Genomic DNA, 1414 nt, shown 5'->3' on the forward strand with positions numbered 1-1414 from the left:
CGTGTCACGGTAACCGTGTAAGCCAGAGGTGTACCAAGATCGACTTGCTGGTTTAGCGGTCGGAAGGGACACTGAGTGACACAGGACATATCGTCTCGTCGGGGTGATGAGGCGGCATCGCGGCGGCTCGCGGACGCGTTCTCGCCGTCCACTATTGACGCGTTGCTGAAGGACGCGAAGTCGGCCGGCACGCCGATCGATGGTGTGGACGGCCTGCTGAATCAGATGACCAAGGCTGTGCTGGAACGCGCTTTGCAGGCCGAACTGACTGACCATCTGGGTTATGACGCGGGCGATCCCGCTGGTCATGGGTCCGGCAATTCCCGTAACGGGAAGTCCCGGAAGACCGTGTCGACCACGAACGGCCCGGTCGATATCGAGGTGCCACGTGACCGGAACGGTTCGTTCGAACCGGCGATCGTCCCCAAACGAGCACGACGGATCGGCAATATCGATGACATGATCCTGTCGCTGTATTCGCGGGGAATGACGACCCGTGATATCGAGGCACACCTGCGTGAAGTATATGGGGTGAACGCGTCCCGGGAATTGATCTCGAATGTGACCGAGGTGGTGGTCGATGAGATCAAGGCGTGGCAATCACGTCCGCTGGACGAGGTGTATCCGATCCTGTATGTCGACGGTATCCGGATCCGGGTGAAGGACAACGGGGTCGTCACCACCAAGGTCGCCTACCTGGCCATCGGTGTCGACGTGGACGGCCGCAAGCACGCCCTGGGCTGCTGGATCTCCGACACCGAGGGCGCGAAGTTCTGGCAGAAGATCCTGTCCGATCTGCGTAACCGAGGTGTCAAGGACATCCTCATCGCCTGCTGCGACGGCCTGACCGGCCTGCCTGACGCGATTCACGCGATCTTCCCGGACACCGTCGTGCAGACCTGCGTCGTGCACGTCATCCGCAACGCGATGCGGTTCGTGTCCTACGGCGACCGCAAGAAAATCGTCAGGGCGATGAAAGAAATCTACACCGCGCCCACCCTCGAAGCCGCGGAACTCGGCCTGGCGGAATTCGACAGGCAATTCGGCACGCAATACCCGGGCGCGATCGGCGTATGGCGAAACGCGTGGGACGAGTTCATTCCGTTCCTCGACTACCCACCGGAACTCCGCAAAATCGTCTACACCACCAACGCCATCGAGTCCATCAACTTCCAACTCCGTAAAATCACGAAGAACCGTGGACACTTCCCCGACAAAGACGCCGCCATGAAACTGCTCTATCTCGGACTCCGCAACATATCCAGTCAACGAGGAGGCGATTCCGGGACCGGAACACACGGCTGGAAAGTGGCACTCAACACACTGATCAACATCTTTCCCGGACGCATACTTTTCTGATAACCTACAAACGTAAGCAATCACCTCTGGCTTACACAAAAAACGTGACAGGCTC

1 protein-coding gene is annotated in these 1414 nt (G+C 59.1%); it reads left to right on the forward strand.

Annotation, left to right across the window (positions count from 1 at the left end; genetic code table 11):
* The first annotated feature begins 87 nt into the window (after window positions 1-87).
* Window positions 88-1359: an IS256 family transposase gene (locus tag ACM6LU_RS39125; RefSeq protein ID WP_414942913.1), complete on the forward strand. Its 1272-nt coding sequence runs from the start codon at window positions 88-90 to the stop codon at window positions 1357-1359.
* Window positions 1360-1414: the final 55 nt, after the last annotated feature.

This window comes from Amycolatopsis sp. cmx-11-51, assembly GCF_047608665.1.
In the GTDB taxonomy this organism is placed as follows: domain Bacteria; phylum Actinomycetota; class Actinomycetes; order Mycobacteriales; family Pseudonocardiaceae; genus Amycolatopsis.